8 protein-coding genes and 1 pseudogene are annotated in these 6,572 nt (G+C 64.0%); 4 read left to right on the top strand and 5 right to left on the bottom strand.

The features are described from left to right. The 4 genes and pseudogenes from EOB59_RS36745 to EOB59_RS27175 form a co-directional block, all read right to left on the bottom strand. Nucleotides 1–404, bottom strand: a pseudogene (locus EOB59_RS36745) (GNAT family N-acetyltransferase); the annotation flags it as partial. Continuing rightward, nucleotides 401–1,177 carry an AAA family ATPase gene (locus tag EOB59_RS27185; protein WP_127329671.1) on the bottom strand — a complete coding sequence of 259 codons (777 nt, stop codon included), beginning with the start codon at nucleotides 1,175–1,177 and terminating at the stop codon, nucleotides 401–403. The gene EOB59_RS27185 and the pseudogene EOB59_RS36745, both read right to left, overlap by 4 nt. Next, nucleotides 1,177–1,599, bottom strand: a complete 423-nt coding sequence (locus EOB59_RS27180; RefSeq protein WP_127322812.1) for a VOC family protein — start codon at nucleotides 1,597–1,599, stop codon at nucleotides 1,177–1,179. The genes EOB59_RS27185 and EOB59_RS27180 overlap by 1 nt, the downstream gene beginning before the upstream one ends. Nucleotides 1,600–1,609: 10 nt before the next feature. Then, on the bottom strand, nucleotides 1,610–2,431 hold the full coding sequence (locus EOB59_RS27175; protein WP_128289643.1) for an enoyl-CoA hydratase: 822 nt from the start codon (nucleotides 2,429–2,431) through the stop codon (nucleotides 1,610–1,612). Nucleotides 2,432–2,581: 150 nt separating this feature from the next. Between EOB59_RS27175 and EOB59_RS27170 the strand changes: the two genes are divergently transcribed. From EOB59_RS27170 to rpsI, 3 genes are all read left to right on the top strand, one after another. Further along, nucleotides 2,582–3,046, top strand: a complete 465-nt coding sequence (locus EOB59_RS27170) for a PaaI family thioesterase (RefSeq protein ID WP_127810682.1) — start codon at nucleotides 2,582–2,584, stop codon at nucleotides 3,044–3,046. A 215-nt stretch (nucleotides 3,047–3,261) separates the two neighbouring features. After that, on the top strand, nucleotides 3,262–3,726 hold the full coding sequence (gene rplM / locus EOB59_RS27165; protein WP_013532205.1) for a 50S ribosomal protein L13: 465 nt from the start codon (nucleotides 3,262–3,264) through the stop codon (nucleotides 3,724–3,726). A 1-nt stretch (nucleotide 3,727) separates the two neighbouring features. After that, complete coding sequence (gene rpsI / locus EOB59_RS27160; RefSeq protein WP_023810272.1) at nucleotides 3,728–4,210, top strand: 30S ribosomal protein S9; 483 nt, start codon at nucleotides 3,728–3,730, stop codon at nucleotides 4,208–4,210. 194 nt (nucleotides 4,211–4,404) lie between these two features. Here rpsI and EOB59_RS27155 read toward each other — a convergent pair whose 3' ends face one another. Further along, nucleotides 4,405–5,304, bottom strand: coding sequence for a LysR family transcriptional regulator (locus EOB59_RS27155; RefSeq protein WP_127810683.1), 900 nt, complete (start codon nucleotides 5,302–5,304; stop codon nucleotides 4,405–4,407). 91 nt (nucleotides 5,305–5,395) lie between these two features. On the opposite strand from EOB59_RS27155, the gene EOB59_RS27150 reads away from it, so the two are divergent. Beyond that, a complete protein-coding gene (locus tag EOB59_RS27150) occupies nucleotides 5,396–6,283 on the top strand; it encodes an aldo/keto reductase family oxidoreductase (protein ID WP_128289642.1) in 888 nt (295 codons plus the stop codon). Nucleotides 6,284–6,572: the final 289 nt, after the last annotated feature.

Raw genomic sequence — 6,572 nt, 5'->3', positions numbered from 1 at the left:
ATGCGGAACCGCGCCGCGAGCCAGTCCTCGCCCGGCACTTTCGAAACGGTGACCTGCTCATCGCGGACTTCAGCCAGGTCGCCGATCCCGGCATGGAGATGGATCGTGCCGCCTTCCGGCTGGTAGCCGCGATGGTCGAGTGCGGCTTCGAGCTCGCCGGCGATGTCGGGAACCCGAAACAAGGGCGTCTGGCCGTGGCCGATGTAGAAGGACTCGGCGGCGCCGATGACTGCATCAGGCGCGCCACGCTGGCCGCGCAAGGGATTGGCCGAATTGGTGCGCCGGATCCGTCCGCCGGAGCGCCGCAGGAGCCAGCCATCAAAGACCGCCCCGGTCGCCGCCGGCCAGCCTTCGCGGCATGCCTGCTCGACGCGCCAGTTGAGATCATCGTCGCCGGCGCTCACGCGTCATCCTCCCGCAGCGCTTCCTCCATGAACGCCTGCGGATCGGTACAGAAGTCGCGCATCATGCGAAAATGATCGGTATCGCTGAAATCGGTCGGGTCGAGCCCGAAGCGGCTGATGCGGAACAGCCGCGCGCCGGGACAAGCCATCAGCAACGGCGAATGCGTCGCCATGATCACTTGCGCGGTGCCCGACTGGTCCATGCGCCGCAGCATCTTGAGCAGCTCGATCTGTCGCGTCGGCGACAGTGCGCTCTCGGGTTCGTCAAGGATGTAGATGCCCTGCCTGCGGCAGCGCTCCTCGAAAAATCGGATAAAGCCCTCGCCATGCGACCAGGACAGGAAGTCCGGCGGCGCCCCGCCAGATTCCAGCGCTGCCTGATCGAGATAGCGGGCCACGGAGTAGAAGGATTCGGCGCGAAAGAACCAGCCGGCGGTGACTTTCGGCAGCCAGTGACCACGGAATGCGTTGGCCAACGCAGCACCACTCTTGTCGATGGCGCTGGAATGGTCGACTGGCATATATCCCTTGCCGCCGCCGGCTTCGTCATAGCCGGCCAGTGCGCCGATCGCCTCGAGCAGCGTCGATTTGCCGGTGCCGTTCTCGCCGACAATGATGGTGATCGGCGTGGTGAATTCGAGTTCGAACTCATGGCCGCGAAACAGCGGCAGGTTCCAGGGATATTTCTCCCAGTCCGCCACGCGCTCGGCGTCGAGCAGGATGCGCTTCAGATAGGGAGCCTTTAGCCGCGTCAGCTGCTTGCGATGGGCCATCAGCCGGGTAGCGAAATCGTGCCGTCTTCCGCGATCGGAAAGGCCGGATTGTGCGCCACTTCCCAGACATGCCCGTCGGCGTCGGCGAAATAGCCGTACCAGCCGCCCCAAAAGGCCCGGCCGGCCGGCTTGACGATGCGGCCGCCGGCTTTTTCCGCCCTGGCGAGCACGTCGTCGACTTCGGCGTCGGAACGAGTGTTGTAGGCGAGGTAGACCGCCGATGGCGCCGCGGCGAAGGCGATGCCGGAATCCTCTTCTGCGCTGGCGCGCGGGAACAGGCCGAGGATGACACCGCCCATCTGGAAGAAGGCGACCCCGTCGGTGATGCCGGCATGCCGCTTCAAGCCCATCTCTTCGTAGAAGCGCACGGCGCGGTCTAGATCATCGGTAGCAATGGTGATGATGGAGATGCGCGGCTCCATGACGTTCTCCTTACTCGTCCTTCCATTCCGGCTTGCGCTTGCCGATGAAGGCGCCGATGCCCTCCTCCGCGTCGCGCGCAAGCATGTTCTCGACCATGATCCGGCCGGTATAGGCATAGGCGTCGGCCAGCCCCATTTCAGCCTGGGCGTAAAAGGCTTCCTTGCCGGTCTTGACCACCAAAGATGATTTGGAAGCAATGGTTTGCGCGTATTTGGTGACGATCTGATTCAGGTATTCGCGCGGCACGACGCGGTTGACCAAGCCGAACTCCTTGGCGGTCGCCGCATCGATCGTCTCTCCGGTCAGCAGCATCTCCATGGCATGCTTGCGCGAAACGTTGCGCGACAGCGCCACCATCGGCGTCGAGCAGAACAGCCCGATATTGACGCCCGGCGTGCAGAAGGTAGCCTCATGTGAGGCGATCGCCAGATCGCAGCTGGCGACCAGTTGCAGCCCGGCGGCGGTGGCCAGGCCGTCGACTTCCGCGATGACAGGCAAGGGATGCCGCACGATGGCCTGCATCAGCGTCGCACAAGCGGCAAACGTCTCTGCGAAGAAGGTCTTGCCATGATCGGCGTCAGTGCGGCGCGCCGTCATTTCCTTGAGATCATGGCCGGCGCAGAACACCTTGCCGGCCGCCGACAAAACGATGACGCGAACGGCCTTGTCGGCCTTGGCGCGCTCGAGTTCGGCCGTCAGCGCCGCCATCACCGCCAGCGACAGCGCATTGGCGGGCGGATTGGCGAGCGTCAGGCGCAGCACGCCCTTGTCCAGTTGTGTAACAACCGGCCCTTCAACGGCGGCAGGCTTGATGGCAAGGATTTCGGCCATGGATAAGGTCTCCGCGATTCCGCCTGGGGCTGCCAGAGTATCTAATACCGGATCAGGTTTCGTCCAACACCGATCGCTTGCGCCAGGGGACGAAGGTTGTCAGAAATGCCGCGCCGCGCCCATACAGGTCGGCCAAAACGAGGGACCGACATGCCCGCCCAAATCAATTTGAAGCCGGTTCTGACCGCGCAACAAGTCAATGCGCTGATGGAGACCGTCTATCCGCAGCTCAACGAGCAGTTCAAATATTTCGAGGCGATCGACGTGTTCCCCGGCGGCTGCACCGTGCGGCTCAACGCCGGCGAGCGGCACTTGCGTCCGGGCGGCACGGTGTCCGGCCCTTCGCTGTTCACGCTGGCCGACATTGGCGGCTACGTCTGCGTGCTCAGCCATGCCGGGCCGGATGCGCTTTCCGTTACCGTCAACCTCGACATCAATTTCGTGCGCAAGGCCGAGGCCGGACCGATCGATGGCCATTGCCGCATCCTGAAGCTGGGCAAGAGCCTGATGGTGTTCGATATCGACATCGTTGCCGGCCCGGACGGGCACACGGTGGCGCACGCCACCGGCACCTATTCGATCCCGCCGAAGCGGAATGGCGATGTGGTAAAATAATACCTTTCACTTAACTTATTGTTTTCGCCGCATTTTGTCAGATATTCTCCTTTTCGCGCGCCTTGACGCGATCACCACCCTCGCCTATAAGCCCTCACGAAGCAGCGGCCCGCAAAGGCCGCCGTTTTGTTATTGGCGGCGGACAGCGTCCTTCCGACAATCCAAGCAACAAGAAACGCCTTCTTTTATGAAGGTCAGAACCGAGAGCAGAAAACATGACAACCTTTTCGCAGAAGCCTGCGGATGTGGTGAAGAAGTGGATCCTGATCGACGCCGAAGGTCTCGTCGTCGGTCGTCTGGCCACTGTCATCGCCAATCATCTTCGCGGCAAGCACAAGCCGACCTTCACCCCGCATGTCGACGACGGCGACAACGTCATTGTCATCAATGCCGACAAGGTGGTGTTCACCGGCAAGAAGTTCACCGACAAGGTCTATTACTGGCACACCGGCCACCCAGGCGGCATCAAGGAGCGCACCGCGCGCCAGCTGCTCGAGGGTCGTTTCCCCGAGCGTGTCGTCGAGAAGGCCGTTGAGCGCATGGTCCCACGTGGCCCGCTCGGTCGTCGCCAGATGAAGAACCTGCGCGTCTATGCAGGTGCCGAGCATCCGCATGTCGCACAGCAGCCCGTCGTGCTCGACGTGGCCAAGCTGAACGCCAAGAACAAGAAGGTCGCATAAGATGGCTGAGCTTTCCTCGCTCGCAGAACTGGGCGCCGCCACCGGCAACACCAATACCCAGCCGGCAGCCCCCGTCCACGTCCAGAAGCTCGACAAGTCGGGCCGCGCCTATGCCACCGGCAAGCGCAAGAACGCCATTGCGCGCGTCTGGGTGAAGCCGGGTTCCGGCAAGATCATCGTCAACGACAAGGAATTCGCGACCTATTTCGCGCGTCCGGTCCTGCAGATGATCCTCAACCAGCCGATCATCGCCTCCAACCGCGCCGGCCAGTACGACATCGTCGCGACCGTTGTCGGCGGCGGTCTCTCCGGCCAGGCTGGCGCCGTGCGTCACGGCATCTCCAAGGCGCTGACCTATTACGAGCCGACGCTGCGCGCCGTGCTCAAGAAGGGCGGCTTCCTGACCCGCGACAGCCGCGTCGTCGAGCGCAAGAAGTACGGCAAGGCGAAAGCCCGTCGTTCGTTCCAGTTCTCGAAGCGCTAAGCACTTCGCAGCTTCAGACAATCGAAAAGGCCGCCCCCCGGGCGGCCTTTTTGTTTGCGGCTCGGCAGTCACCCCACCCGCGCCTGCGCGACCTCCCCATCGAGGGGAGGTAGAAGAGCGCGACGCCCTACCTCCCCTCGATGGGAAGGTCGGCGCGTAGCGCCGGGTGGGGTGAAGGCGCCGGCATAAACAGGTCAGGCCTTGCCGCCCTTGATATAGTCGATGAACGCCCGCAGCGGGGCCGGCACCAGCCGCCGGCCGGGATAATAGAGGAACGGTCCGGGAAAACTCGGCCACCACGGTTCGAGAATGGGCTCAAGCGCGCCGCTTTCGAAGTAGGGGCGAAGCCAGCCCTCGAAGAGGCCGATGATGCCGGTGCCGGCGATGGCCGCATCGACGGCAAGATCGGTCGCGCCGCCGATCCGCACGATCAGCGGCCCTGTCGGATCGACCCGCACCACCTCACCGTCGCGCTCGAACTCCCAAGGCAGCATCGCACCGCTGGAAAAGCGCCCGCGCACGCAAGAGTGGCCAAGCAGGTCGCTCGGGTGTTGCGGCCGCCCATGACGAGCAAGATAGGCAGGGCTGGCAGCGGTGGCGAAGCGCTGCACGCGCGGTCCGATCGGCACCGCGATCATGTCCTGCTCCAGCCGCTCGTCATAGCGGATGCCGGCGTCACACCCGGCCGCCAGCACATCGACAAAGTTCTCATCGGCGATCACTTCCAGACGGATGCCGGGATAGGCGGCGAGGAAACCCGGCACGATATCGGGCAAGATCAACCGCGCGGCGCTGACCGGCACATTGAGACGCAGCGAGCCCGCCGGCCTGTCGCGAAAGCCGTTCACCACGTCCAGCGCCGCCTCCACCTCCGACAGCGCCGGACCGAGCCGCTCCAGCAGGCTGAGGCCCGCCTCGGTCGGGACAACGCTGCGCGTCGTGCGGTTGAACAGCCTGACACCGAGCTGCACTTCCAGGCGACGCACCGCCTCACTCAAGCCGGAGGCGCTGCCGCCGCTCGCACGCGCGCCATCGCGAAAACCGCCGGCGCGCGCCACCGCCACGAAGGCGTTCAGATCGCTGAGGTCCATCATTGTTCGCCATTCCGCACGGCCTGTGTGGATTGTACCGGATTATCACGAGGTTGGGCAGCGCCTATCTCTGCCTCCTCAAAGGAGATCAATCATGTCCAACATCCAACAATCCGGCACCTTCGCCCCCGCCACCTTCAAGCTTGGCAGCCACACCGTGAAGCGGCTCGGCTACGGTGCCATGCAACTCGCCGGACCCGGCGTGTTCGGGCCGCCCAAGGACCATGACGCGGCATTGGCCGTGCTGCGCGAGGCCGTGACGCAAGGCGTCGACCACATCGACACCAGCGACTTCTATGGACCGCACGTCACCAACCTTTTGATCCGCGAAGCGCTGGCGCCCTACCCTGACGATCTCGTCATCGTCACCAAGATTGGCGCCCGGCGCGGCGCGGATGGATCGTGGTTGCCGGCCTTTTCCGTGGAAGAGCTGACCCAGGCCGTGCATGACAATCTAAGCAATCTCGGGCTCGAGGTGCTCGATGTGGTCAATTTGCGCATCATGTTCGATACCCATGGTCCAGCCGAAGGGTCGATCGAAGCGCCGCTCACCGTGCTGGCCGGGCTTCAACAGAAAGGCCTGGTCAAACATATCGGGCTGAGCAACGTGACGCCGGCGCAGATCGCCGAAGGGCGCCGTATCGCCGAGATCGTCTGCGTGCAGAATCAGTACAATCTTGCGCATCGCGGCGGCGACGCCCTGATCGACGACCTTGCCCGCGACGGCATCGCCTATGTGCCGTTCTTCCCGCTCGGCGGCTTCAACCCGCTGCAATCCTCCACCCTGTCGGACGTCGCAACACGCCTCGGCGCCACGCCAATGCAGGTTGCGCTCGCCTGGCTGCTGCGCCGCGCGCCCAACATCCTGCTGATTCCCGGCACATCGTCGGTCGGACATCTCAGGGAGAACCTCGCGGCTGCCGAACTGGAGCTTTCGGATGATGTGCTTGGGGAGTTGGATGGGATGGCGATGGCTGCTTGATAGGGCGCCCCACCGGGAGCATATGCTGCCTGTTGGGTCTCGGCTGTCACCCAACCCGGCGCTACGCGCCGACCTCCCCATCAAGGGGAGGTAGGGCGCCGCGCTTTACATACAGACACCCTTGCAACGCCTGCCGGCTCAGCGGTCTACTCAATGCGTCGAGACTGGCGGCGACCTCCACCTCCCCTCGATGGGGAGGTCGGCGCGTAGCGCCGGGTGGGGTGATGGCGCCGGCGTTCCCAAGGTGGGTGACAGCGCCAGCGTCGAATTGCTAGTTGACTGGGTCTCT

The organism is Mesorhizobium sp. M7A.F.Ca.MR.176.00.0.0 (genome assembly GCF_004023165.1).
Taxonomy (GTDB): Bacteria; Pseudomonadota; Alphaproteobacteria; order Rhizobiales; family Rhizobiaceae; genus Mesorhizobium.
Note: the sequence above shows the minus strand (reverse complement) of the source record. Positions and strands in the feature narration are given on the sequence as shown.